The following is a 25750-nucleotide window of genomic DNA, read 5'->3' as shown; positions in this document are numbered from 1 at the left end:
TCGTTTCTCAGAATCTTGACAGTGCAAGTATTTGGCTAAGCCAGACACTTACACCTATCGGTTATTCGTTCTGTTAAAGAGCAGCGCTGCGTCGCGTTTCGTTTGCGGCGTCAGCTGAGGAGGCGAACTATAGCGAAATCCGCCAGCCGCGTCAACACCCGCAAACGGACTTTTTGACACCAAAGCGGCAAGTCCTTGATTCCATAGCCACCCCGCCGCCAAGCAAAATGAAAAAGGTTGGCCGCAGTGCTCGCGGCCAACCTTCAGCAACTCCGGCAAACCGGAAAACCGGCTTAATCCGGCTTATTTACCGCGCAATTTGGCAAAAGCGGCCGCCATGGCGCCACCACTATTATCCGCCGACGCCGGCTTGGCATTCTGGCGACGATTAGTGTCGCTACGCCCGGCGCCGCTGCGCACCGCGGTGCCGACTTCGTCATCCAGGCGCATGGTCAGCGCGACCCGCTTGCGCGACACGTCGACCTCCAGCACCTTGACCTTGACCACGTCACCGGCTTTGACCACCTTGCGCGGATCGTCGATGAACTTGTTGGACAGCGCCGAAATGTGCACCAGACCATCCTGGTGCACGCCGATGTCGACGAAAGCGCCGAAGTTGGCGACGTTGGTGACCACCCCTTCCAGCACCATGCCCGGCTGCAGATCCTTCAGGCTTTCCACCCCATCCTGGAAGGTGGCGGTCTTGAATTCCGGACGCGGATCGCGCCCCGGCTTGTCCAGCTCTTTCAGAATGTCCATCACCGTCGGCAAGCCGAAGCGTTCGTCGGTGTAATCGCTGGCACGCAGCCCCTTGATGAATACCGAGTCGCCGACGATCTGCTTTACCGCGCGTCCGGTCTTGCTGACGATCTGCTCTACCACCGGGTAGGCCTCAGGATGCACCGAGGAGGCATCCAGCGGGTTGTCGCCATTACTGATGCGCAGGAAGCCGGCAGCCTGCTCGAAGGTTTTTTCGCCGAGACGACTGACCTTGAGCAATTCCTTGCGTGATTTGAACGCACCATTGGCGTCGCGATGGGCGACGATGTTGGCCGCCAGCGTGCTGTTAAGACCGGAAATGCGCGTCAGCAGCGGCACCGACGCCATATTGACGTCGACGCCGACCGCGTTGACGCAGTCTTCTACCACCGCGTCCAGGCTCTTCGCCAGCTGGCTCTGGTTGACGTCGTGCTGGTACTGGCCGACACCGATCGATTTCGGATCGATCTTCACCAGCTCGGCCAGCGGATCCTGCAGACGGCGGGCGATCGACACCGCGCCGCGCAGGGACACATCCAGCTCCGGGAATTCCTTGGCCGCCAGTTCGGAGGCGGAGTACACCGAGGCGCCGGCCTCGCTGACCACGATCTTGGTCAGGTTCAGCTGCGGGAAGGCCTTGATCACGTCCTGCGCCAGCTTGTCGGTTTCACGGCTGGCGGTGCCGTTGCCGATGGCGACCAGCTCGACCTGGTGCTTGTGCGCCAGCGCGCCAAGAATGGCCACCGAGCGCTCCCAGTCGCGGCGCGGCTCGTGCGGATAGATGGTGGCGGTATCAAGCAGCTTGCCGGTATTGTCGACCACCGCCACTTTCACGCCGGTACGCAGGCCGGGGTCCAGGCCGATGGTGGCGCGCGGGCCGGCCGGCGCCGCCAGCAGCAGGTCGTGCAGGTTGGCCGCAAACACCTTGATCGCCTCGGCGTCGGCGGCGTCTTTCAGCTTCGACACCAGCTCCAGCTCCAGCGACAGGAAGATCTTGGCACGCCAGCACAGGCGCACACCGTCCAGCAGCCACTTGTCGGCGGCGCGCCCGGCATCCTTGATGCCGAATTGCGCGGCGATCAGCTCTTCGTAGGCCGAGCGCTGCGTGATCGGCGTATCGTCCGGCTGGTATTTCAGCGCCACCGACAGGATACCTTCGTTGCGGCCGCGCAGTAGCGCCAGCGCGCGGTGCGACGGCGTCGACTTCAGCGGCTCGCGATGCGCGAAGTAATCGGCGAACTTGGCGCCTTCCAATTCCTTGCCGGCGACCACCGTCGCCGCCAGTTCGCCCTCGTTCCACAGTTTGTCGCGCAACCGGCCCAGCAGCGCGGCGTCTTCGGCAAAACGCTCGATCAGGATGGCGCGGGCGCCATCCAGCGCCGCCTTGGCATCGGCCACACCCTTGTCGGCATCGGCATAGCCTGCGGCCAACGTTTCCGGCACTTGCGTCGGGTCGACGAGCAGGCTGTCGGCCAGCGGCTCCAGCCCGGCTTCGCGCGCGATCTGCGCCTTGGTGCGGCGCTTCGGCTTGTACGGCAGGTACAGGTCTTCCAGCGTGGTCTTGTTGTCGGCGGCGTACAGCGCCGACTCCAGCTGCGGGGTAAGTTTTTCCTGCTCGGCGATGCTTTTCAGGATGGTGACACGACGGTCGTCCAGCTCGCGCAGATAGACCAGACGCTCGGCCAGCAGGCGCAACTGGGTGTCGTCCAGGCCGCCGGTGACTTCCTTGCGGTAACGGGCGATGAAGGGCACGGTGGCGCCTTCGTCGATGAGATTGATGGTGGCGGTGACTTGCGCCTCGCGGACGGTGAGTTCCGTCGCGAGGCGGCTGGCGATACTTTTCAACATGCGGCGTTGTTCTTGTCGGAAAACGGAAGCCGCTACTGTAACGGCATACGCCGGAAAATCAAGCGGTGACCGGATTGTTCAGCCAGGCCTGCGCATCTTCCACCGTATTGAAGTATTCGGCGGGGACGCGGGTGAGCAGGCCGGACAGGTGCGCCGCCAAGCGAATCCAGGTGTCGTCGGCCACCACGGCAAAACGGCCGAATTCGCTCTCGTGAGCGCGCATGAAGCGAATCTCCTCCATCGCCATATCCAGCGTGAAGTCCTTGATGCCGGATAGATCCAGCAGCACGTCCGGCTTGCCGTGTTCGCCACTGCGCTTGAGCAGCGCCTCCTCGAACAGCTTGAAGTCGCCGAGTGTGAATTCGTTGTAGAGGGCAACGTCCAGACCGTAATCTTGTTCGCGGATGGAAATCATGGTGCGGCTCCTGTGTGAGAGTGGATTGAAGGGACTGGCATTCCGAATATTAGCGCCTGCCGGCCAGAATGCCGCTGACAATAATCAAGGCCATCGCCAGCAACTCGCCGGCACCCAGCTGCTGTTGCCACACCAGCGCACCGAACAGTGCGGAAAACACCACCGTCAGGTAGGACAGATTGGCGACCAGCAGCTTGCGGCCAACCTTGTAGGCCCGCGTCATCGCCAGCTGTGCCACGGTGGCGGTGGCGCCAAGACCCAGCACCCACGGCAGGTTGGCCGCAGTCAGTGGCTGCCACGGCCGTCCCAGCAGCAACAGGCCGCCGCCGAGCGTCGAGATCAGCGCAAAGTAGAACACCGTGCGCCACTCCGCCTCGCCGGCCTGCCCCAGCTCGCGCACGTGCAGGTAGGACCAGCCGGCGAGCAGACCGGAGCCCAGCCCCAGCAGCCCGGCCTGCCACGCGGCGCCGTCAAAGGTTGGCCGCAACAGCAGCGCGACCCCGACAAAGCCGAGCAGCAGTGCCAGCAGCGCGTGCCGCGACAGCTTCTCTTTCAGCAGCAGCACCGACAGCAGCGCCAGGAACATCGGCGAGGTGTAGTTGAGTGTTACCGCCGTCGACAGCGGCAGATGACCGATGGCATAGAAGTAGGCCAGCAGCGCGGTGTAGCCGATCAGGCCGCGCTTGAGGTGGCGCCCCAGCTGTGGCGTGGCGAAGCGCTGCCGCCGCAGCAACGCCACCGTACCCAGCAGCAACACCGCGAACAGCGTGCGCCAGAACACCAGCGCCACAGTGTCCAGCGACGCCGCACCGAGCTTGACGAACACACCCATCAGGCCAAAGCTGACCGCGGCCAGCACCATCCACAAGGCGCCGGCCATCTAGCGACGCGCCGCCAGAATGCCGCTACCGATGATCAGCGTCATGCCCAGCCAGGACAACAAGGGCAGTTGCTGCTGGTGCAGGAACAAGCCCATCAGCGCCGAGAACGCCACCGTCAGGTAGGCCAGGCTGGACACCACGAACTTGCGCCCTTCCTTGTAGGCACGCGTCATCGCCAGCTGCCCGGCCAGCCCCATCAGCCCGACGGCGAGCATTTGCGCCAGCTGCATCCCGTTCAGCACATGAAAGCCGCCATTGAACAGCACCACCAGCAGGCCGAACAGCGACGACAGGAAGAACAGCCAGAACACGGTGACCGACGGCCGCTCGCCCAACTCGCCCAGCTCGCGCACATGGAACAGCGCCAGCCCGGCGCCAAGGCCGGAACCCAGCCCCATCAGCCCGGCAAACCACTGCCCGGCGTCAAACGTTGGCCGCAACATGCAGGCGATGCCGACAAAACCCAGCGACAGCGCAAACCACACCGCCGGCGGCAGCCGCTCGCGGCGCAACAGCACGCAACAGAGGGCAAAGGACAAGGAAGAGGTGTAATTGAGGGTCACCGCCGCCGCCAGCGGCAGCCGGCTCAGCGCATAGAACAGCATCGCCATCGACAGGTAGCCGATCAGGCTGCGCCGCGCATGGGCGCCCCAGTGCGGACTGCGCAAGGATTCGCCGCGTCGCCACATCAGCGGCAGCAACACCAGCAAACCGATGAAGGTGCGATAGAACAGCACCTCGAACGCCGGCAGCGTGCTCGACCCCTGCGCCGCAAACAGGCTCATCAGCGCGAAGCACAGCGCCGCCACCACCATCCAGCCGGAACCGAGACGACTCATGCGCCCGCCTCCGCCTTCCGCGCCACCGCGAGACCGAGACAGATATCGGCGAACACGCGCCGGTAGCGCGCATATTCCGCGGCATTGGCACTGCAGTGCGCCTTGATGTAGCGGCCATTGCCCTGCTGCTGCCACACCACCAGCTGCTGGCTGACGATCCACAGCCCGTTCTGCACGTACAGCCCTTCGCGATAGGACAGCACCAGCCGGCCGCGTAGCCGGTCGAGGCGCACCGTCTGCGCCGGCTCGCGCGTGTCGTCGGCCCGGCGATAGCGCGCCGCCAGGCGGCTCAGTGGCTCCTTGCCGCGCAACAGCTGGCGGCTGACCTGCACCTGCACGCCGCCGCGTTCGCGGTCTTCCTGCCGCGGCGGCACGATGCGCAGCATCTCGTCGCTATGCGGCCGTACCTGCCACGCCGCCGGCACATTGATGGTGACACCCAGGTAGGGATTGCGATAGGTCGCCGCAGTGGCCAACCCGGAGAACAACACGGAAAACAGTACGCTTAATACAAATGGCATGATGGCCCGGCAGACAAAAAAAGGCGCGGAAATCCGCGCCCTTTTATTGTGCCGCACAAAACACGGTCTTAGCCAGCCAGATGTTCACCCATCTGCCGACGATAGAACTCGTGGAAGTGCTGCATCCCGTCTTCGGTCGGCGACTGGTACGGCCCGACCTCGCTCTCGCCGCGCAGCCACAGCGCCTTGCGGCCCTCGTGCATGCGCAGGCAGATCTCGTCGTCCTCGACCGCGGTTTCCATATAGGCCGCCTGTTCCGCCTCGATGAACTCCGGCTCGAACCACAGAATGTCTTCCGGGTAGTAGAACTCGGTGATCACCGTGCACTTTTCCGGGCCGCGCGGAATCACCACGCTGATCACCAGCACGTGTGGATACCACTCCACCATGATGTTCGGGTAGTAGGTCAGCCAGATGGCGCCGAATTCCGGCTGCTGGTCGGCGTAACGCTTGATGACTTCCTCGTGCCACTTGCCGTACACCTTGCTGCCGGAGCGGGCCAGAGCGTTCTTCACGCCCACGGTCTGCACGTGGTAGTGATCGCCCCACTCCCACTTCAGGTCGGCGCAATCGACGAAATTGCCGAGGCCTGGATGGAACGGATCGACGTGGTAGTCCTCGGAGTAGACTTCGATGAAGGTCTTCCAGTTGAAGTCGTACTCGGTGGTCAGCGACTTGTGATAACCGTAGTTTTCGAAAGTCATGTGCTTGGCGACGCCAAGCTGTTCCAGGTCGCGGCCAACGTTGCGCTTGGCATCAAACAGCAGGCCCTGCCAGCGGGTCAGCTCGGTCTGGTTCAGATTCAGGCACGGCGTTTCCGGGAAGTGCGGCGCGCCGATCAACTGGCCGCCGTTGTCGTAGGTCCAGCCGTGCAGGTTGCACACCATGTGGTTGCCGGTGCCGCGCCCCTTGTAGATCAGTGCCTGGCGGTGGCGGCAGACGTTGGAGATCAGCTTGATGTCGCCATCGACATTTTTCAGCATCTTGCCGTGGCCGAGCCAGTCCAGAGTGTGATAGTCGCCGGCGTTCGGCACCATCAGTTCGTGGCCGTAATACTGCGGGGCATTGGCGAACAGGACTTGTTGTTCCAGCGCGTAGTACGCCGGATCAAAGTAGGTAAAGACAGGCAACTGCGCAGCAGAAGCTTTCAGCAACTGGGACGAAGCCAGATCAGACATTATTCCCACACCTCCGTGGAAGAAGATATAAGACCAGCCGAATCTCGCTCTTAACGAGTTTACGGAGTGCTATAAAAAACACTTGCCAGAACACGGACTTCCGTGATCCGCCCAAGCGGTCAGGGGCGGGATTGTCGGCTAAATCCCCCCCCGGGGCAAGCACTTTTTAGCCGCACAATTGCGCTGGATCAGGCTTTTTGCAAAAGAAACCGCCATAGCCGGCATCTGATCAAATTACGTGGCAAAACCCTTTTCTATTCATTGTCTTGTCAAACAGCCGCCACATAATCAGCCCGCATCGGGCAACATCGACAGCAAGGGAATCCCCGATGGTGCATTGCACCAAAATAGCGGATAATCACCGGTTATCATCAGTGTCCCTGCCGGCGGCCAAACGCTGTCGGCGCAGGCGCAGCAGCACCCCAATAAAAAGAACGCAACACCGGCACAGACCTCCATCAGACGTCTTCATGCTAACGGACCCGACATGACCAACCACACACTTGTCATCAACTGCGGCAGCTCGTCGCTGAAATTTGCGCTGATCGATGCCGCCAGCCAGCGCACCACCGTGACCGGCATTGCCGAAAAGCTCGGCCTCGCCGACGCCTGCATCAGTTTCAAGCAGGACGGCAAGAAAGTTGAACTGACCCTGGCGCAAGGCGATCACGCCGGCGCCATGAAAGCGATCCTGTCCTATTTTGACGAGCGCGAGCTGACCGGCAGCGTGATCGCCATCGGCCACCGTGTGGTACACGGCGGCGAGACCTTCAAGCAGTCCACTCTGATCGACGACAGCGTGATTGCTGCCATCGAGGACTGCGCTCGCCTCGCGCCGCTACACAACCCGGCGCACCTGCAGGGCATCCGCACCGCACAGGCCTGCTTCCCGCACCTGCCGCAGGTGGCGGTGTTCGACACCGCCTTCCACCAGAGCATGCCCGAGCAGGCCTACCTGTACGCGGTGCCGATGGCGCTGTACCGCGAGCACGGCGTGCGCCGCTACGGCTTCCACGGCACCAGCCACCGCTACGTCACCGCCGAAGCCGCGGCGATTCTGGGCAAACCGCTGGCGGAATCCGCCTTCGTCTGCGCCCACCTCGGCAACGGCGCCTCGGTGGCCGCGGTACTGAACGGCAAGAGCGTCGACACCAGCATGGGCCTGACCCCGCTGGAAGGCCTAGTGATGGGCACCCGCTGCGGCGACATCGACCCGGGCATCTTCGGCTACCTCGCCACAGAACTGAACACCGACATCCAGGGTGTTTCCGACATCCTCAACAAGCAGTCCGGCCTGCTCGGCCTGTCCGAGCTGTCCAGCGACTGCCGTGAACTGGAAGACGCCGCCGCCGCCGGCCATACCGGCGCGCAGATCGCGCTGGAAGTGTTCGCCTACCGCCTCGCCAAGCAGATCGCCTCGATGACGGTGGCGCTGGGCCGCCTCGACGCGCTGCTGTTCACCGGCGGCATCGGCGAAAACTCGCCACTGCTGCGCGCCAAGGTGATCAAGCTGCTCGGCTTCCTCGGCCTCGCGCTCGACCCGGCGGCCAACGATGCGGCCTTCCGCGGCAAAGCCGGCCGCATCACCCGCGCCGGCAGCACCCCGGCGCTGGTCATCAACACCAATGAAGAACTGATGATCGCGCTGGACACCGCCGCACTGTGCGAGCCGGCGGCCTGAGGGAACAGCCATGCATACTTTTCTGATCGCCCCGATCGGCGTTGACGCCGGTCTGACCTCGGTCTCGCTGGGCCTGATCCGCGCGCTGGAACAGGATGGCCTCAAGGTCGGCTTCGTCAAGCCGATCGCCCAGGGCAGCGACACCAGCGAGCCGGAACGCTCCACCCACTTCGCCCGCGAGCTGTGCCGCCTCAACGCGCCGGAGCCGCTACCGATGGACCACGCCGAGCACCTGCTGAGCCAGGGCCAGCTCGACCAGCTGATGGAAGAGGTGGTGCACCTGTTCCAGCGCGCCTCCGCCGGCGTCGACGTGGTCATCGTGGAAGGCCTGGTGCAGGACCAGCAACGGGTGTTCACCACCTACATCAACAGCAAGATCGCGCGCACGCTGCAGGCGGAAGTAATCCTGGTCGGCGCCGCCGACCAGCTGCCCAGCCACACGCTGGCGGAGCAGCTGGAGATCACCATCCAGGCCTTCGGCGGCCAGCCGCGGCAGGTGGCCGGCTACATCCTCAACCGCCTGCGTCCGGGGCAGAACCCGGCCACGTTGGCCGCAGAGATCACCGAATCCAGCCGCCTGATCCAGAGCCGGCGCATTGCCTGCCTCGGCGGCATCCCGTTCGAGCCGGAGCTGCTGGCCCCGCGCACGCTGGACGTGGCCAACTACCTGAAAGCCAAGTTGCTGCACGCCGGCCAGCTGACGCGCCGCCGCGTGCGCAGCATCTCGGTGATGGCACGCTCGGTGCCGCACATCGTCGAACTACTCAAGCCCGGCGCGCTGATCATCACCCCCGGCGACCGCGAGGACATCGTGCTCGCCACCGCGATGGCGACCATGAACGGCGTGCCGCTGGCCGGCCTGCTGCTGACCTGCGACGCGGCACCGGATCCGCGCGTGGCACAGCTGTGCCACAAGGCGTTCACCAGCGGCCTGCCGGTGCTATCGATCGACACCAACACCCTGGAAACCGCGACCCTGATCTCGACCATGAGCCGGCAGGTGCCGGCCGACGACATGGAGCGCATGGAGCGGGTGGTCGATTTCGTCGCCGAGCGCATCAGCACCAGCCAGCTGCGCCAGCGCATCGGCGAGCACCACGAGAAACGGCTGTCGCCGCCGGCGTTCCGCTACCAGCTGATGGAAAAGGCGCGCCGCGCCGCCAAGCGCATCGTGCTGCCGGAAGGCAACGAGCCGCGCACGGTGCGCGCCGCCGCCATCTGCCACGAGAAGGGCATCGCCCGCTGCGTGCTGCTGGGCGAACGCCAGGAGATCCTGCAGGTGGCCGAGGCGCAGGGCATCACCCTGCCCGCCGGCATCGAGATCGTCGACCCCAACGAGGTCCGCGCCCGCTACGTGCCGCCGATGGTGGAGCTGCGCAAGAGCAAGGGCCTCAACGCGCCGATGGCGGAGCAGCAGCTGGAAGACAACGTGGTGATGGGCACCATGATGCTGGCGCTGAACGAGGTCGACGGCCTGGTGTCCGGCGCCATCCACACCACCGCCAACACCATCCGCCCGGCGCTGCAGCTGATCAAGACCGCGCCGGAAGCCAAGCTGGTTTCCAGCGTGTTCTTCATGCTGATGCCGGACCAGGTCTATGTGTACGGTGACTGCGCGGTCAACCCGGACCCAAGCGCGGAAGAGCTGGCAGATATCGCCATCCAGAGCGCGGACTCCGCCGCCGCCTTCGGCATTCCGCCACGGGTAGCGATGATCTCCTACTCCACCGGCTCCTCCGGCAGCGGCGACGACGTGGAAAAAGTGCGCGAGGCCACCCGCATCGCGCGCGAGAAACGCCCGGACCTGCTGATCGACGGCCCGATGCAGTACGACGCGGCGTCGGTAGAGTCGGTCGGCCGCCAGAAGGCGCCGGACAGCCCGGTGGCCGGCCGCGCCACCGTATTCGTGTTCCCCGACCTCAACACCGGCAACACCACCTACAAGGCGGTGCAGCGCTCCGCCGGCGTGGTGTCGGTCGGGCCGATGCTGCAGGGCCTGCGCAAGCCGGTGAACGACCTGTCGCGCGGCGCACTGGTGGACGACATCGTTTACACCATCGCGCTGACCGCGATCCAGGCCGACCAATTCAGCCGCTAAACTCCGGTCGCCCCCCCCCCCGCCTACCCCGCCCGATCATGCCTGCATGATCGGGTTTTTTCATTGCGGCCAACCTTGTAAACCCATGACGCAACAAAAGAAAGCACGCCCGCCATGCTTTCTTGATGGTTTCAAACAACTGTTTTAGTATCGATCCCGCTTTTATAAAAACATAACGATAAAACGTGCCCGCGCCATCAGGCCACAGCGCACGACACAACGCGAGGAAACACAGATGTCTTTGAACAGCATCACCGAGTGGTTCATTCCGGACAGCGTCCGGCAATCCCCGGACACCCTGATCCGGGCACGTACCGTCACCAGTGTCGGCCTGCTGGCCGGCGCCATCGCCCCGCTGTTTGCCCTCTCCTACTTCAAACTGCATCACCCGGCGATGGGCAGCGGCATCCTCATCGGCGGCCTGGCGCTGCTGCTGGGGCCGCTGCTGCTCAAGCTCAGCGGCGCGCTGCGCCTTGTCGCCGAGTGCATCGTGCTGTCGATGTTCGGCATGGTCAGCTGGATGGTGTACGTCAACGGCGGCATCCTCTCCACCAGCATCATGTGGTTCGCCATCATCCCGTTTGCCGCCATCTTCGTCAGCGGCCGCCGCTCCGGCATCGTGTGGACGCTGCTCAGCTTTGCCATGATCGGGCTGATGTTCGCGCTCAGCGCCGCCGGCGACATCCCGGCGTCGCCGATCCCGCACAGCGAGCTGCCGGCGCTGCAGGCCAAATCGCTGATCGGCCTGACGCTGGTGATCCTGGCGCTGGGGCTGTCCTACGAACGCGCCAAGTCGCGCTCCTTCGAAAAGCTGGAATCGGCACGCGAGGAGGCCGAACGCGCCACCGCGGCGATGAAGCAGATGATGGCGCAGGTCACCCGCCTACTCGACGCCGCCGAGAGCGAGAGCCGCGACATCGCCAGCAGCACCCAGCTGATGGCGCGCACCATGTCCGAGCAGCGGCAGCGCGCCGACACCATGGTCGCCATCGCACAGCAGATGGCGGTCACCACCAGCCAGAACACCGAGCAATCGCTCAGCGCCACCAGCATGGCCGATACCGCCGGCCAGGCGGCCAGCGCCGGCGGCGCCGCGATGGACGCCGCGGTGCAGCAGCTGAACCAGGCCGGCAGCGTCATCGCCCGCGCCGCCGAGCGCATGGAAGACCTCGGCCAGCGCAGCACCGAGGTGGGCGGCATCGTGCAACTGATCCGTGACATTGCCGACCAGACCAATCTGCTGGCGCTGAACGCGGCGATCGAGGCCGCCCGCGCCGGCGAGCTGGGCCGCGGCTTCGCCGTGGTCGCCGATGAGGTGCGCAAGCTGGCCGAACGCACCCAGGGCGCGACGCTGGACATCGAGCAGAAGATCCAGCTGATCGTGAACGGCACCAACCAGGCGATCGAGGCGATCCGCGAAGGCAACGCGCAAATGCGCAGCGGCCGCGAAAACACCGTCGACGCGCAACAACGGCTATCCGGCATCATCGGTGACACCCACGCACTGGTCGGCCTGCTGCGCCAGGTATCGCAGGCGGAGCAGAGCCAGAATGACGGCTTTGCCCAGTTTGCCGGCGACATCAGCGCCGTCGGCGACGCCACCCGCAGCCTGTCCGGCGAAACCGACACCATCGCCCACGCCACGGTGCGGCTGGACCAGTTGATGGCCGAGCTGGGCGACAGCGTGCGCCAGTTCCGCGGCATCGCTGCCTGAACGCAGCGCACCAAAATAAAAGCCGCCCGGCTGCTGCCGGGCGGCTTTTTCATTTAAAGGTCTGCGGCCGTGCGCAGAACGTGCTCACGGTCTCGCGAACTAGCGTGAGACAAGGCGAAAACGGCTGAGGAAGCGGCGTTTATCCAGATATACAAGCATGCCGAAACCGTTTTCAACGCGGTACGCCACGTTGACATCAACGCAGCAGATCATGAACAGGTTCTCAGACGCCGCAGGCGGCGAAGCGGCTCTCCAGCAATGCCGCCACCGCCGACTCGGCGTGGTGGCCGATGCGCTGCCCGTCCGGCACCTGCTCTTGCAGATGCTGGCTGGCATTGGCCATCAGGTGCGGGTGGCCGACCAGCTGCAGCATCTCGACGTCGTTCATCGCATCGCCAAACGCCGCACAATCCTGCGCCGCGATGCCCATGCCGGCCAGCAGCTGCTGCAGCGCCTGGCCCTTGCTCACCCCCGGCGCCATCACTTCCAGATAGCAGTCCTGCGAATAGGTCAGCGCCAGCTGGCCGTCGAAGCGGTAGCGGATGTCCTGCTCCACCAGTCGCAGCTGCGCTGGATCGCCGCAATAGATGATCTTGGCCACGTCGCGGCCATGGTAGTCCGCCAGGCTGGCGTGCACCTCGGCGCGGTCGAGATAGCCGTTGAGCGAGCCGGTGTAGCGGCAGGCCAGCTTGCGGTCATCCAGATACAGCGCCAGCTCCACGTCGCGCACCAGCGCCGGCTGCACCAGCTTTTGCACCAGCGCCGGCGCCAGGTTGGCCGCAGCCAGCGGCGTACCGTCCGCCGCGTGTACCCGTGCGCCGTTTGAGCTGATCACGCTGACCGGCAGCTCGATGCCGTCCAGCAGGAACTGCACGTCGCGGTAGTGGCGGCCGGTAGCGATGATCAGCCGGCAGCCGGCAGCGTGGGCGCGCTGCAGGGCGGCGACGCTGCGCGGGGTAATGCGGGATTCGGCATCCAGCAGGGTGCCGTCAAGATCGGTGGCAATGGCGCGGAACATGTCAGTCTCCCCCAGAGAAAAAATGGCAACAACAGGCATGATTGTGCACTTTCACGAATAAACACGCAAACAATCGTGCATAAATCGGCAGTAAAAGTGCTAAAGATCGTGCACAATTTGACCAAGACTGCACACTACTGCACGATGTTGCCTGTTTTCACCGAGGCTGCCCTCATGACCACCGAAGCACGCAAAGAACGTCCGCCGGCGATCGCCCTGCCCAGCGACCGTCACCAGTACATCCGCCAGCGCCTGCAACAGGAAGGCCGCGTGCTGGCCGCCGAACTGGCGCAGACGCTGGGCGTGTCCGAGGACTCCATCCGCCGCGACCTGCGCGAACTGGCCGCCACCGGCATCTGCCAGCGCGTGTATGGCGGCGCCATCGCGATGACGCCCAATACCGGCAGCTTTATCGAGCGCAGCCACGAAAACGTGGCGCGCAAGGCAAGGTTGGCCGCAGCGGCGGTACGCCTGCTGCAGCCGGGACAGTTCGTGTTCCTCGATGCCGGCACCACCAATCTGGAAATCGCGCGCGCGCTGCCGGACATGCCGCTGACGGTGGCCACCAACTCGATCCCGATCGCCGCGGTACTGTTCGGCCGCAGCCAGTTCGAGGTGCTGGTGATCGGCGGGCGCATGGACCACCGCGTCGGCGGCACACTGGGCAGCATCCCGACGCTGGCGGTGCAGGACATGCGCCCCGACGTATGCTTTCTCGGCACCTGTTCGGTGGACATCGAACTGGGCGTCGGCACCACCATCGCCGAGGAAGCGGCGTTCAAGCGCGTGCTGGTCAGCCAGTGCAACCAGATCGTGCTCGCCGTCACCAACGAGAAGCTCGGCACCGCGTCGCCGTTCGCGGTGGCCGCCATGCGCGACATCGGCCGGCTGGTGATCGAGGCCGACGCCGAGCCGCACAAGCTGGCCAGCCTGCAGCACAGTGGCGTGCCGCTGCTGATCGCCGACTAGCGTCTGTTGCAGCGCGGCAAACGCTGGCCGCCGGCCGGTGCAGCCGCTACACTGGCGGCCAATTTTCCGACTGGATTCCGCCATGCTGATCAAAGCCCTGCGCCTCGTACTAGGCAACACCATAGTTGCCGCCGATTACCTCACCCGCCCGCGCAAGCTGCGCCGCGATGCCGCCAGCCAGCAGCGCGTTGATGCCGCCGCCGCCGGACTGACGCTGTACCAGTTCCGCGCCTGCCCGTTCTGCGTCAAGACCCGCCGCGTGCTGCACCGCCTCAACGTACCGGTGGCGCTGCGCGATGCGAAAAACAATGCCGCGCACCGTGACGAGCTACTGCAAGGCGGCGGCAAGATCCAGGTGCCCTGCCTGCGTATCGAGCAGGACGGCAAGGTGCAGTGGCTGTACGAATCGAAAGCCATCCGCGGCTATCTGGAACAACACTTCGCCGCCTGAGAGCCTGTTCAAAGTCTCGCGAGCTCACGCGAGACAAGGCAAAACGGCTTGAGGAAGCGGCGTTGAGCTGGATATAACAAGCATTCCGAAGACGTTTTCAACGCCGTATCGCCCCACGTCGAGATCAGTCGCAGCAGACATTGAACAGGTTCTGATGCCAAGGCGGGCCGACACCGCCCGCCCGTCTCGCCCCCATGCCACTCTGCTATACTCTCGCCCTTCCGCAGCCCGCTCTTTAGAAGCCACGCATGACCACCACCGCCACACCAGCCGCCCTGAAAGCCGCCCTGTCCACCTGCCTGCTGCGCGATCGCCAGCCGCTGAAACGCAAGCTGCAGGATGTCGAGCAGCGCCTGCGCAAGAACCAGCCGTCGGACAAGCTACTGCAGGACATCGCCGCGCAGATCGCCCGCTCCGCCGGCCGCGCCGCCGTGCGCGCCGAACACCGGCCGCGGCCAACCTTTGACGACGCGCTGCCGGTCAACCAGAAGCTGGACGACATCAAGGCGGCGATTGCGGCCAACCAGGTGGTGATCATCTGCGGCGAAACCGGCTCCGGCAAGACCACGCAGTTGCCGAAAATCTGCCTGGAGCTGGGGCGCGGCGTGTACGGCCTGATCGGCCACACCCAGCCGCGCAGGTTGGCCGCACGCTCGGTGGCGACGCGTATCGCGCAGGAGCTGGGATCGGAGCTGGGCACCCATGTCGGCTTCAAGGTGCGCTTCAACGACAAGCAGTCCGAGCGCAACGTGATCAAGCTGATGACCGACGGCATCCTGCTGGCGGAAACGCAGACCGACCGTTACCTGGAAGCCTACGACACCATCATCATCGACGAGGCGCACGAACGCAGCCTCAACATCGACTTCCTGCTCGGCTACCTGAAGCAGCTGCTGCCGCGCCGGCCCGATCTCAAGATCATCATCACCTCGGCCACCATCGACGCCGACCGCTTCGCCCGCCACTTCGACGGCGCGCCGGTGCTGGAAGTGTCCGGCCGCACCTACCCGGTGGAAGTGCGCTACCGGCCACTGAAGCAGCGCGACGAGGACGAGCGCGAGGTGGAGATGGAAGACGCCATCGTCGACGCCGTCGACGAAATCTCGCGCCACGGCGCCGGCGACATCCTGGTGTTCCTGCCCGGCGAGCGCGAGATACGCGACACCGCCGACAAGCTGCGCCGCAGCGGCATCCGCCACTACGAGATCCTGCCGCTGTTCGCGCGACTGTCCAACGAAGACCAGCAGAAGATTTTCAAGCCCTCCGGCGGCCGCCGCATCGTGCTGGCCACCAACGTGGCCGAGACCTCGCTCACCGTGCCGGGCATCAAGTACGTGATCGACACCGGCCTTGCCCGCATCAAGCGCTACAGCCCGCGCGCCAAGGTCGAGCAATTACAAGTAGAGAAAATCTCGCAGGCCGCCGCGCGCCAGCGTGCCGGCCGTTGCGGCCGGATCGAGGCCGGCGTCTGCGTGCGGCTGTACGCCGAGGACGATTTCAACGCCCGCCCGGCGTTTACCGACCCCGAAATCGTGCGCTGCAGCCTGGCGGCGGTGATCCTGCGCATGGCCGCGCTGCGACTGGGCAAGGTCGACGAATTCCCGTTCATCGAGCCGCCGTCCAGCCGCCTGATCGCCGACGGCTACCAGGTATTGCAGGAGCTGGGCGCGGTGGACGAGCAGCTACAGCTGACCCCGGTCGGCACCGAGCTGGCGCGCATTCCGGTCGACCCCAAGGTTGGCCGCATGCTGCTGGCCGGGCGCGAGCACCACTGCGTGCGCGAGGTGCTGATCATCGCCGCCGGGCTGTCGATCCAGGACCCGCGCGAGCGGCCGTTCGAGGCGCGCGAGGCCGCCGACCGCGCGCAGGCGCGCTTCAACGACGAGAAGTCCGACTTCCTGTCCTACCTGCACCTGTGGGACTTCTTCAGCAATGCGCTGGCCAACAAGACCAGCAACCGCCAGCTGGTCAACCTCTGTCACGAGCACTTCCTGTCGCACCTGCGCATGCGCGAGTGGCGCGAGCTGCACGCGCAGCTGGCCGACATCGCCAGCGAGCTGAACCTGATCGAGAAAGACAAGGCGCACGCGCCGGCGGCGGTTGCGGCCAACCTTGAGACCACGCCGAAGAAACGCGCGCAGGCCGACCTGGTGGCCTACGAGAAGCTGCACAAGGCGCTGCTCACCGGCCTGATCGGCAATATCGGCATGAAGTCGCAGGAAAGCGACGACTACACCGGCGCGCGCGGCGGCAGTTTCCTGGTATTCCCCGGCACCGGCCTGAAAAAGGTGCGCCCGAAATGGATCGTCACCGCCGAGCTGGTGGAAACCACCAAGCTGTACGGCCGCTGCGTGGCGCGCATCGAGCCGGAGTGGGTGGAGGCGGTGGCCCCGCACCTGGTCAAGCTGCACCACTTCGAGCCGCACTGGGAAAAATCGCGCGGCGAGGTGGTGGCCAGCGAGCGGGTGACGTTGTTCGGCCTGACGCTGATCGCGCGCCGCCCGGTCAGCTACGGCCGCATCGCGCCGATCGAGGCGCGCGAGCTGTTCATCCGCGGCGCGCTGGTGGCGATGGAGTACGTGAGCAACGCGCCGTTCTTCCAGCGCAACCAGCAGCTGATCCGCGAGGTGGAACAGCTGGAGCACAAGGCGCGGCGCCAGGACGTTCTGGTGGACGAGGACGCGCTGTTTGCGTTCTACGCCGAGCGTCTTGGGTCAGGCGTAGTCGACGCCGCCAGCTTCGAGGCGTGGCGCAAGGAAGCGGAACAGCAGAACCCGAAAATCCTGTTCCTGACCCGCGACGAGCTGATGCGCCACGCCGCCGAGCACGTGTCGGAAAACCAGTTCCCGGAATGGCGCGAGCTGGCCGAGAGCCGCTGTCGCCTGCGCTACCGTTTCGAACCGAACCACCCACTGGACGGCGTCACCATCGACCTGCCGCTGGCGGTGCTCAACACGCTGCAACCGGCGGAGTTCGAATGGCTGGTGCCGGGCATGATCCGCGAAAAGCTGCAGGCGATGATCAAGGGCCTGCCGAAGCAGATCCGCCGCTGCTGCGTGCCGGTGCCGGATTTCGTGACCCAGTTCTTGCTCGGCAACCCGGACACCCAGCAGCCGATCGCGCCACAGCTGGCGCACTTCATCCTGCGCCACACCGGCGGGCTGAAGGTGGATCCGCTGGCATTCAGCCAGGCCGAATTGCCGGCGCACCTGCTGTTCAACTTCCGCATCGTCGACGACGGCAAGCAGGAAATCGGCATGGGCCGCGACCTGCTCGCGCTGCAGAAGCAGTTCGGCCAGGCGGCGCAGCTGACCTTCCGCGACACCAGCGCCGAATTCGAGCGCGACAATGTCGAGGCGTGGGACTTTGGCGAGCTGCCGCAGGCGATCCAGTTCGCGCGCGGCCGCCAGCAGCTGACCGGTTTCCCGGCGCTGACCATCGAGACCGACGCCAAGGGCGAGCGGGTGGCGATCCGCCTGTTCGACACCGAGACCGCGGCCAACCTTGAGCACCGCCGCGGCGTGGTGCGCCTGCTGCAGTACCAGCTGAAGGAGCACATGAAGCAGCTGAACAAGGGCCTGCCGGGCATGACCCAGCTTGGCCTGCAGCTGCGCAATGTGTGCAATGTCGACGAGCTGCTGCAGGACGCCATCACCGCCATCTGCGACCGCGCCTTTATCGGCGACGACGACGCGCCACGCACCGAGAAGGCATTCAACGAGCAGAAGGCGCGCGCCCGCACCCGGCTGCCGGCGGTGACGCAGGCAGTGACCAGCTACCTGAACCAGATCGCCGCCGAATACCAGGCGCTGCTGCCCAAGCTGCAGAAGCACCGCCTCGGCCACGAGCTGACGCAACAGCTGGCGCGACTGGTGTACAAGGGCTTCCTCACCGCCACGCCGTGGCAGCAACTGCCGCAGCTGCCGCGCTACATGAAGGCGATGAGCCTGCGCATGGACAAGCAGCCGGCCAACGCGCAGCGCGACGGCCAGCGCGGTGCCGAAATCCGTGACCTGTGGCAGAAATGGGAAGCGCGCATGGCGGAAGAAAACGAGCGCGGCGGCGCCAGCTTGGCGTTGCAACAGTTTCGCTGGCATATTGAGGAGCTGCGCGTCGGCCTGTTCGCCCAGGAGCTGAAGACGCCGTATCCGGTATCGGTGAAGCGGCTGCTGAAACTGTGGGACGAGCTGCCGAAAAACCTGCGCTGATCACGACGCTGCGGCCGCCGCACGCTGGCATCAGCGCCGCGGCCGCGCCGGACAACACCATAACAAGACCATTCGCACCCACACACTGATGCGTCATCACAAGGGCCGGGCTCGTAGCTTATGAGTGAGATAACAACTACCAAATTGAGTGCCAGCCACGTCATCGTCGGCAAGGAATTGCAGATGGACGTGTACCACAAGAGCGGCGTGCTGCTGGTCAAGCGCGGCCACTACGTACTGACCGAGGAACAGAAACAGCGGTTGCTGGCCAATGGCGAGATCAGCAAGGACGCCAAGATGGCCGCCGCCGAGCGCGAGCTGCGCGAACGCCGCGAAAAGCAGCAGGAACAGCAGCGCAAGGAGCGCGAAAGCCGCGGCCGCAACCCGCTGGTGGAAATGGACAGCCTGGCGCACAAGATGCGCGGCCTGCTCAACCACTACTTCCACGTCAGCGAGTTCGAAGCGCAAGTGACGCAGGTGGCGCAGCGGCTGGCCACGCTCTCAGAGCAACAGCCGGACGGGCTGATCGCCTCCTGCCTGCTGGTGCCGTTCCAGGACTACGGCAGCACCCACAGCCTGCACACCGCCGCCATCCTCGCGGTGCTGGGGCGGCGCCTGAAGCTGCCGGCCGACGAGATGCAGGTGCTGCTGTGCGCGGCGCTGACCATGAACATCTCCGCCACCGGACTGCACAGCGAGCTGACCAAGCAGCAGGCCAAGCTCAGCAACGAGCAGCAACAGCAGATGTACGGCCACCCGCTGCTGTCCTCCGCGCTGCTGCGCGATCTGGGCGTGGAGAACGAGCGCTGGCACCTGCTGGTGCAGCAGCACCACGAGGAATGGAACGGCGCCGGCTATCCCTACGGCCTGAAGAAGGAAGAGATCGACCCCGGTGCGCACCTGATCCGCCTCACCGACGTGCTGACCTCGCTGCTGATCAGCCAGGCGCACCGCGCCGGGCGGCTGCCGTCGATCGCGCTGGCACGGCTGTACAAGGGCGAATTCAGCGAGTTCGATTCGCGCTTTGTCGCGCTGCTGATCAAGGAACTGGGCATCTACCCGCCGGGCAGCTTCGTGCGCCTCGCAAACCAGGAAATCGCCATCGTCACCCACCGCGCCGCCGACGGCAACAACACCCAGCCGCGCGTTGCCAGCGTGCGCGCGGCCAACGGCGAGGTGTACGGCGAGCCGATGCCGCGCAACACCGGCCTTGCCGACTACGTCATCAGCCAGCCGGTATCACCGCAAGAAGCCGGCGTGCGCCCCGCCTTCCTGCTGAAGCTGTGGAACAGCTGACGCGCTGACAGCAGCCGGACCGTCTGCGGCCAACGGTGGCCGCATTTTTTTGCCCATCCGATATTTGTACTATACAAAAACGCGATACGAACCGACAATGCCCGCCGTGAATGACGACATTGCGGCAAGAAAGGCCGACGACGGATGACAGCAAAACGGTGTGACATCGCGGTAATTGGCGCCGGCATGGCCGGCATCAGCTGTGCGCGGCAGCTGGCGGCGGCCGGACGCGAGGTGGTGGTCTTCGACAAGAGCAAAGGCATGGGCGGGCGCATGGCCACCCGTCGCGGCGACGGTTTCAGCTTCGATCATGGCGCGCAGTACTTCACCGCCCGCACCCCGGAGTTTGTCGCCGCGCTGGCTCACTGGCAGCAGGCCGGCTGGTGCGCGCCCTGGTCCGGCCGCGTGGTGGCCGGCCAGCCGCGTGAGCTGGTGCCGGAGGCACGCTTCGTCGGCACCCCGGGCATGAGCGCGCTGTGTCGCGCGCTGGCTGGCGGGCTGCCGGTGCAGCACCAGCTGCGCCTGCTAGCGCTACAACGTAACGGCAGCGGCTGGCAGCTGGCTTTTGACGATGGCAGCCAGTGGCAGGCGCAGCAGGTGGTGCTGGCGATACCGCCGGCGCAAGCGGCGCCGTTGCTGGCCGCGCTGCCGGCGCTGCAAACACGGGCTGCCGCCGTCGAGATGCAGCCGTGCTGGGCGGCGATGCTGCTCAGCGACAGCCCGCTGCCGCTGGCTTTCGACGCCGCCTTCATCGGCGAGGGCCCGCTGTCGTGGGTGGCGCGCAACAACAGCAAGCCGGCGCGGCCGGCGATGGAAAGCTGGGTGCTGCATGCCAGCCCCGCGTGGTCGGCGCAGCACGTGGACGACGACCCGGCGCAAGTGGCGCAGGTACTGTGCGCGGCGCTGGCCGGGCACTGCGCCGGCAGCGTGTCACCACGCCAGCTGAGCGCGCACCGCTGGCTGTACGCGCAGGCGGCCAATCCGCTACCGGACGGCTTCCTGCTGCAGGATGGCGTCGGCGTCGCCGGCGACTGGTGTCTGGGCCAGCGCGTCGAGGATGCCTATCTGAGCGGCACACGGCTGGCCGACGCGCTGCTGGCAGCGCACTAAGGTACAAACGACAAAAGCTTGGCCGCAACAGCACACGCCATTGCGGCCAACCTTGGTCATCCTCGTGCCGGCAACAGCGCCCTGCCCTCATGCGCCGCCGCGGCCGTGGCGGATCAGAAGTGGTCCAGTTCCTTCTCCGACGCCTCGAACACGCTGCCGGCCGCGCCGACGATCTTGTCATCCGGGCGGATGATGGCGAGGTTCTTGTCCGGGTACGGCAGCTGCCACAGGAAATGGCGCAGGCAGTTGAGACGGGCACGCTTCTTGTCGTCGGACTTGATCACCGCCCACGGCGCGTCGCCGGTATCGGTGTGGAAGAACATCGCCTTCTTCGCCTCGGTATAGTCGTCCCACTTGTCCAGCGACTGGATGTCGATCGGCGACAGCTTCCAGTGTTTCAGCGGATCATCGCGACGCGAGATGAAGCGGCGCAGCTGCTCCTCGCGGCTGACCGAGAACCAGAACTTGAACAGGTGGATACCACTGTTGACCAGCATCCGTTCCAGCTGGGGCGTCTGGCGCATGAATTCCAGGTATTCCTGCGGCGTGCAGAAGCCCATCACCCGCTCGACGCCGGCACGGTTGTACCAGCTGCGGTCGAACAGCACCATCTCGCCGGCGGTGGGCAGATGCTGGATGTAACGCTGGAAATACCACTGGCCGCGCTCCTGCTCGGTCGGTTTTTCCAGCGCCACCACCCGTGCGCCGCGCGGGTTGAGGTGCTCCATGAAGCGCTTGATGGTGCCGCCCTTGCCGGCGGCGTCGCGGCCTTCGAACAGCACCACGATCTTCTGTCCGGTTTCCTTGACCCAGTTCTGCACCTTCAGCAGCTCGACCTGCAGCGCGGCCTTCTGCCGCTCGTAATCGTCGCGCTTGATGCGGCTGCGATAAGGGAAATCCGCCGGCAACGGCGCGCTGGTGCTGTCCTCGATGCTGCCGTGCGGCGCGTGCGCCACCTGCAGCGCCACCGGCGCATGGCTGATGGCCTCGATTTCGCGCGCCGCCGCCTCGCGCGCCTTGGCCACCGCGCTGCGGCGCCGTGCCGGTGCCGGCTTTTGCGGCTCGGCGGCCACGCTGTCGGCTTCCTGGTTCACCGGCTGTTCCTTGCTGTTTTCGTCATTCATGGTGCGACTCTTTACGGTGGGGTAATACAAAACATGCTACGCCCCCGCCGTTGTCAGTGTCATGAGCTGGCTGGCGCACAGTTGATGCGGATCAAATAGCGCCGCACTGCAGCAGCACTGCGCGGCAACAGGCGAATCAGGTACAATCGCAAGATCAGATTATTGCCGACCGAATTCATCACCATGTCCGTAGAAAACAACGCGCCCGTCATCAGCAACTTCATCCGCGCCATCATCGATGAAGACCTTGCCTCCGGCAAACACAGCAGCATCGTTACCCGCTTCCCGCCGGAACCCAACGGCTACCTGCACATCGGCCACGCCAAGTCGATCTGCCTCAACTTCGGCCTGGCCGAGGACTACCAGGGCAAGTGCAACCTGCGCATGGACGACACCAACCCGGAGAAGGAATCCGACGAGTACGTGCAGGCCATCAAGGACAGCGTGGCCTGGCTCGGCTTCCAGTGGAACGGCAACGTGCGCTATGCCTCCGACTACTTCCAGCAGCTGTACGACTACGCCATCGAGCTGATCCAGTCCGGCCACGCCTTTGTCTGCGATCTCAATGCCGAACAGATGCGCGAATACCGCGGCAGCTTGACCGAGCCGGGCAAGAACAGCCCGTTCCGCGAGCGCAGCGTGGCGGAAAACCTCGACCTGTTCACGCGCATGAAGAACGGCGAATTCGCCGACGGTAGCAAGACGCTGCGCCTGAAGATCGACATGACTTCCGGCAACGTCAACCTGCGCGACCCGGTGATCTACCGTATCCGCCGCGCGCATCACCACCGCACCGGCGACGCGTGGTGCATCTACCCGATGTACGACTACACCCACTGCATCTCGGACGCGATCGAGGGCATCACCCACTCGCTGTGCACGCTGGAGTTCGAAGACCACCGCCCGCTGTACGACTGGGTGCTGGACAACATCAGCATCGGCTGCCACCCGCGCCAGTACGAATTCTCGCGTCTGGAGCTGCTGTACGCGCTGACTTCCAAGCGCAAGCTGAACGCGCTGGTCACCGACAACAAGGTCAGCGGCTGGGACGACCCGCGCATGCCGACCATCGAAGGCATGCGTCGCCGCGGCTACAGCCCGGCCGGCATCCGCCTGTTCTCGCAGCGCATCGGCGTGTCGCGCGGTGAAAACATCATCGACCTGGCCATTCTCGAAGGTGCGGTGCGCGAGATGCTGGAAAACGAATCGCCGCGCGTGATGGCGGTGCTGGACCCGATCAAGGTCACCCTCACCAACTATCAGGACGGCGTCACCGCCAGTCGCAGCGCACCCTACCATCCGCACCACCCGGAATTCGGCGAACGCGAAGTACCGATCGCGCGCGAGATCTACATCGAGCGTGACGACTTCGCCGAAGTGCCGCCACCGAAATGGCAGCGCCTCACCGTCGGCGGCGAAGTGCGCCTGCGCTACAGCTACGTAATCAAGTGCGACGAAGTGATCAAGGACGCGGACGGCAAGGTGATCGAGCTGAAATGCTCCATCGACCACGACACACTGGGGCAGAACCCGGTTGGCCGCAAGGTGAAGGGCGTGATCCACTGGCTGGCGGCCGACCATGCCGTGACCGCGGAAGTGCGCCTCTACGACCGCCTGTTCAACGAACCGCGTCCGGACGCGGTGCGCGGCGATGACGGCGAATACGTCGACTTCATGCAGTTCCTGAATCCGGACTCGCTGCAGACCATCACCGGCTACATCGAGCCGGTGGTGCGCGACGCGGCGCCGGAAACGCGCTACCAGTTCGAGCGCATCGGCTACTTCGTCACCGACCGCCACCAGCACCAGCCGGGCAGCAAGATCGTGTTCAACCGCACCGTCGGCCTGAAAGACAGCTGGGCGAAATAAGCATTCGGGATAGCATGATCCCCGCAGATGCGCTAAGTTAATGATGCAAAGCATGGCAGGACTCGATGTCCTGCCATTTTTTCGTCATCACGCGTTTACTGAGGGGTTAACGAGATGAAGGCACGCATCACCACCATCGGCCTGTCGCTGCTGGCACTGGGCATCAGCGGTTGCAGCAGCCTGGGCGGCTACCAGCCGGACAAGACCTACCGCATCACCATCCTGCACACCAACGATCACCACGGCCGTTTCTGGAAAAATAGCGACGGTGAGTACGGCATGGCCGCACGCAAGACGCTGATCGACGGCATCCGCGCCGAGGTCAAGGCCCAGGGCGGCTACAGCCTGTTGCTGGACGGCGGCGACGTCAACACCGGGGTACCGGAATCCGACCTGCAGGACGCCGAGCCGGACTTCAAGGGCATGAACCGGTTGGGCTACGACGCGATGGCGGTCGGCAACCACGAGTTCGACAAGCCGCTGGCGGTACTGCAGAAGCAGCAGCGCTGGATAAACTTCCCGATGCTGGCGGCCAACGTCTACAAGGACGGACAGCGCCTGTTCCAGCCTTACCAGATCTTCAATCTCGGCGGCGTCAAGGTAGCGGTGATGGGCCTGACCACCGACGACACCTGGAAGCTGGTCAGCCCCGACAACGTCAAGGGCGTGGAATTCCGCCAGCCGGCCGCCGAGGCCGCCGCGCTGATGCCGGAGCTGAAGGCGCGCGCCAATATTGTGATTGCCGCCACCCACATGGGGCATTACACCAACGGCGTCCACGGCGTGAATGCCGCGGGCGACGTGGAGATGGCGCGCGCGGTGAAGGGCTTCGACCTCATCGTCGGCGGCCACAGCCAGAACCCGGTGTGCATGCAGGCCGAGAACGTGCGCAACGATGCCTACGTCCCCGGCCAGCCGTGCGCGCCGGATCGCCAGAACGGCGCCTGGATCGTGCAGGCGCACGAATGGGGCAAGTACGTTGGCCGCGCCGATTTCCAGTATCGCAACGGCGAGCTGACGCTGCTGCAATACCAGCTGCTGCCGGTGAACCTGAAACAGACGGTCAAGCGCGCCGACGGCAGCAGCCAGAAAGTGCCGTATACCGCCGAGATCGCCGAGAACCCTGCGCTACTGAGCTTCCTGCAGCCGTATCAGGACAAGGGCCAGGCGGCGCTGAGCGTGGAAGTGGGCAGCAGCGACGGCAAGCTCAACGGTGACCGCAGCCAGGTACGCAAGGAGCCGACCAGTCTCGGCGTGTTTACCGCGCTGGCGATGATGGACAAGGCCCGCGCCGACTTTGCGGTGGTCAACTCCGGCGGCATTCGTGACTCGCTGCCGGCCGGCAGGATCAGCTACAAGGACGTGCTGAAGGTGTTCCCGTTCGGCAGCACCCTCACCTTCATCGACTTCAGCGGCAAGGAAGCGCTGGACTACCTCGCCGCCGCCGCGGAAATGAGCGCCGGCGCCGGTGCCTTCGCGCAGTTCGCCGGCGTGCAACTGCTGATCGAGAACGGTGAAGTGAAACAGGCCAGCATCGGCGGCCAGCCCATCGACCCGGCCAGGCGCTACCGCATGGCGATCAACAGCTTCATGGCTGCCGGCGGCGACGGCTACCCGCGCCTCGCCGGCAAACCCGGCTTTGTCGACACCGGCTTTGTTGATGCCGACATGCTGAAGGCCTACATCAGCGCACAAAGCCCGATCCGCAGCAGCAATTTCGAGCCGGGCAATAGCGTGATCCGCCGTTAAGCAGCAACGAAAAAAGGTTGGC

At 65.0% G+C, this 25750-nt stretch carries 18 protein-coding genes; 10 read left to right on the top strand and 8 right to left on the bottom strand.

Features of this window, described 5'->3' with window-relative positions:
- Nucleotides 1-303: 303 nt before the first annotated feature.
- From C8E02_RS13210 to C8E02_RS13185, 6 genes are all read right to left on the bottom strand, one after another.
- Nucleotides 304-2607 carry a Tex family protein gene (locus tag C8E02_RS13210; RefSeq protein WP_120811373.1) on the bottom strand — a complete coding sequence of 768 codons (2304 nt, stop codon included), beginning with the start codon at nt 2605-2607 and terminating at the stop codon, nt 304-306.
- Between the two features lie 58 nt (nt 2608-2665).
- The gene (locus C8E02_RS13205; RefSeq protein ID WP_120811371.1) at nt 2666-3022 is read right to left on the bottom strand and encodes a SpoIIAA family protein; all 357 of its coding nucleotides are present in this window, start codon (nt 3020-3022) and stop codon (nt 2666-2668) included.
- Between the two features lie 49 nt (nt 3023-3071).
- Nucleotides 3072-3902 carry a DMT family transporter gene (locus tag C8E02_RS13200; protein WP_245961148.1) on the bottom strand — a complete coding sequence of 277 codons (831 nt, stop codon included), beginning with the start codon at nt 3900-3902 and terminating at the stop codon, nt 3072-3074.
- Nucleotides 3903-4742, bottom strand: coding sequence for a DMT family transporter (locus tag C8E02_RS13195; RefSeq protein ID WP_245961147.1), 840 nt, complete (start codon nt 4740-4742; stop codon nt 3903-3905). It abuts the gene before it with no gap.
- On the bottom strand, nt 4739-5263 hold the full coding sequence (locus C8E02_RS13190; protein WP_147424500.1) for a hypothetical protein: 525 nt from the start codon (nt 5261-5263) through the stop codon (nt 4739-4741). The genes C8E02_RS13195 and C8E02_RS13190 overlap by 4 nt, the downstream gene beginning before the upstream one ends.
- A gap of 68 nt (nt 5264-5331) precedes the next feature.
- The gene (locus tag C8E02_RS13185) at nt 5332-6441 is read right to left on the bottom strand and encodes an aromatic ring-hydroxylating oxygenase subunit alpha (RefSeq protein ID WP_120811365.1); all 1110 of its coding nucleotides are present in this window, start codon (nt 6439-6441) and stop codon (nt 5332-5334) included.
- 487 nt (nt 6442-6928) lie between these two features.
- Here C8E02_RS13185 and C8E02_RS13180 point away from each other — a divergent pair, with 487 nt between their 5' ends.
- The 3 genes from C8E02_RS13180 (at nt 6929) to C8E02_RS13170 (ending at nt 11934) form a co-directional block, all read left to right on the top strand.
- Nucleotides 6929-8122, top strand: a complete 1194-nt coding sequence (locus C8E02_RS13180) for an acetate kinase (protein WP_120811363.1) — start codon at nt 6929-6931, stop codon at nt 8120-8122.
- A 10-nt stretch (nt 8123-8132) separates the two neighbouring features.
- Nucleotides 8133-10220 (top strand): phosphate acetyltransferase, encoded by a 2088-nt coding sequence (gene pta / locus C8E02_RS13175; protein ID WP_120811361.1) that lies wholly within the window; start codon nt 8133-8135, stop codon nt 10218-10220.
- A 235-nt stretch (nt 10221-10455) separates the two neighbouring features.
- Complete coding sequence (locus C8E02_RS13170) at nt 10456-11934, top strand: methyl-accepting chemotaxis protein (protein WP_120811359.1); 1479 nt, start codon at nt 10456-10458, stop codon at nt 11932-11934.
- Between the two features lie 223 nt (nt 11935-12157).
- On the opposite strand, the gene C8E02_RS13165 is transcribed toward C8E02_RS13170, so the two are convergent.
- Nucleotides 12158-12952 (bottom strand): Cof-type HAD-IIB family hydrolase, encoded by a 795-nt coding sequence (locus C8E02_RS13165; protein ID WP_047966078.1) that lies wholly within the window; start codon nt 12950-12952, stop codon nt 12158-12160.
- A 174-nt stretch (nt 12953-13126) separates the two neighbouring features.
- Here C8E02_RS13165 and C8E02_RS13160 point away from each other — a divergent pair, with 174 nt between their 5' ends.
- The 5 genes from C8E02_RS13160 to C8E02_RS13140 all read left to right on the top strand — a co-directional run bounded on the left by C8E02_RS13160 (nt 13127) and on the right by C8E02_RS13140 (nt 20986).
- A complete protein-coding gene (locus C8E02_RS13160; RefSeq protein WP_120811357.1) occupies nt 13127-13921 on the top strand; it encodes a DeoR/GlpR family DNA-binding transcription regulator in 795 nt (264 codons plus the stop codon).
- Nucleotides 13922-14003: 82 nt separating this feature from the next.
- Nucleotides 14004-14372, top strand: coding sequence for a glutaredoxin family protein (locus C8E02_RS13155; RefSeq protein ID WP_120811354.1), 369 nt, complete (start codon nt 14004-14006; stop codon nt 14370-14372).
- 248 nt (nt 14373-14620) lie between these two features.
- Entirely contained in the window at nt 14621-18580 is a 3960-nt protein-coding gene (gene hrpA, locus C8E02_RS13150; RefSeq protein WP_120811352.1) for an ATP-dependent RNA helicase HrpA, read from the top strand.
- 120 nt (nt 18581-18700) lie between these two features.
- Complete coding sequence (locus C8E02_RS13145) at nt 18701-19876, top strand: HD-GYP domain-containing protein (protein ID WP_120811350.1); 1176 nt, start codon at nt 18701-18703, stop codon at nt 19874-19876.
- A gap of 144 nt (nt 19877-20020) precedes the next feature.
- Nucleotides 20021-20986: an NAD(P)/FAD-dependent oxidoreductase gene (locus tag C8E02_RS13140; RefSeq protein WP_120811348.1), complete on the top strand. Its 966-nt coding sequence runs from the start codon at nt 20021-20023 to the stop codon at nt 20984-20986.
- A gap of 113 nt (nt 20987-21099) precedes the next feature.
- Here the strand turns inward: C8E02_RS13140 and ppk2 are convergent, their stop codons facing one another.
- On the bottom strand, nt 21100-21948 hold the full coding sequence (ppk2, locus tag C8E02_RS13135) for a polyphosphate kinase 2 (protein ID WP_211329246.1): 849 nt from the start codon (nt 21946-21948) through the stop codon (nt 21100-21102).
- Nucleotides 21949-22293: 345 nt separating this feature from the next.
- Here ppk2 and C8E02_RS13130 point away from each other — a divergent pair, with 345 nt between their 5' ends.
- On the top strand, nt 22294-23979 hold the full coding sequence (locus tag C8E02_RS13130; RefSeq protein WP_120811344.1) for a glutamine--tRNA ligase/YqeY domain fusion protein: 1686 nt from the start codon (nt 22294-22296) through the stop codon (nt 23977-23979).
- A gap of 114 nt (nt 23980-24093) precedes the next feature.
- Nucleotides 24094-25728 carry a bifunctional UDP-sugar hydrolase/5'-nucleotidase UshA gene (gene ushA, locus C8E02_RS13125; protein ID WP_120811342.1) on the top strand — a complete coding sequence of 545 codons (1635 nt, stop codon included), beginning with the start codon at nt 24094-24096 and terminating at the stop codon, nt 25726-25728.
- The last annotated feature ends 22 nt before the right edge of the window (nt 25729-25750 follow it).

The sequence above is a fragment of the Vogesella indigofera genome, from assembly GCF_003633895.1.
Classification (GTDB): domain Bacteria; phylum Pseudomonadota; class Gammaproteobacteria; order Burkholderiales; family Chromobacteriaceae; genus Vogesella; species Vogesella indigofera.
Note: the sequence above shows the minus strand (reverse complement) of the source record. Positions and strands in the feature narration are given on the sequence as shown.